Origin of the sequence: Pseudoflavonifractor phocaeensis, from assembly GCF_016901955.1 — a bacterium.
GTDB lineage: Bacteria > Bacillota > Clostridia > Oscillospirales > Oscillospiraceae > Flavonifractor > Flavonifractor phocaeensis_A.
In genome coordinates, this window is sequence record NZ_JACJLC010000198.1 from 1 (window position 1) to 1,132 (window position 1,132).

Consider the following 1,132-nt stretch of genomic DNA (forward strand, 5'->3'; position numbering starts at 1 on the left):
GGCAACACCGCATAATAAGGCAAAAAGAACCGTCCTGCCAAGACATAGCTTTTGGCAGAACGGTTTGTGTTTAGAATTCTCGCAGAAGGCATACGGATTCAAGCCGCCAGGCAGGGCCTGTCAGCCAGAAGCAGATTCGCTAACGCGAATATGATATTGAATTTGGCTCGCTGCTTTTCGAGCCCTCGGTATCGCGTTTTCCGAAACCGCAGTTGTTTTTTGACGACACCAAATACGTGCTCCACCTTCGCACGGACAGAAGATTTTGCGTGTTCCGCTTTCTTGGCCGCGTACTGGCCGCTTTTACTCAGTTTCTTTAGCTGGGATGGACGACGGTTGATTTTGTATTTGATTTTGCGGCCGGATTTATTCCGAACGATTGCGTCCTCACGCTTGCCGGCGCCGAGATAGCCGCTGTCACCGTAAACGACCTCTTCCTCACCGGTCAGCAGTGACGAAGTCTGCGACACGTCATGAACATTGGCGGGTGTCGCCTCCACTGTGTGGACCAGTCCGCTGTCCTTATCTACGCCGATATGCGCTTTATAGCCAAAGTGCCATGTGTTGCCCTTCTTGACCTGATGTGCATCCGGATCCCGCTTCTTCTCCTTGTTCTTGGTGGAGGAGGGCGCGGAAATGATGGTGGAATCAACAATCGTTCCCTTTTTCAGGATAAGACCCTGTTCCGTCAGTGCAGCCACGACCTGCGTGAACAGCTTCTTCTGCAATCCGTTTTTCACCAGCAGGTTCCGGAAACGGCCAATGGTATCCCCATTCGGCACCTGGTTGCTTGAATCAACGCCACAGAAATCCGAAAACGCACGGCTGTCGATTGCTTCTGCCGCTGTTGCTTCGTCGCTCAGGTCATACAGATTTTGCAGCAGATACAGCCGCAGCATGGTCTCCAGCGGATAGGGTTTGTTGCCGCGCTCTCCTTTATAATAGCACGGCTGAATCAGCGCTAGCCATTCCTTCCACGGGACGATCCGCTCGATCTGAGCAAGAAATTCTTTCTTCTTTGTCCGCACCTGCGCCAGCTCATCACTAAGCGCAGACATTGTCATCTGTTTATCCATGTTTTTATTATATCATGTCGGGCTGTATCACGCTTACTTTTCTGTGCGGTGTTGCC

1 protein-coding gene is annotated in these 1,132 nt (G+C 51.7%); it reads right to left on the reverse strand.

The annotated features are described in order from the left end of the window. Positions 1–98 precede the first annotated feature (98 nt). On the reverse strand, positions 99–1,064 hold the full coding sequence (locus H6B51_RS17120) for an IS5 family transposase (protein WP_204884796.1): 966 nt from the start codon (positions 1,062–1,064) through the stop codon (positions 99–101). Positions 1,065–1,132: the final 68 nt, after the last annotated feature.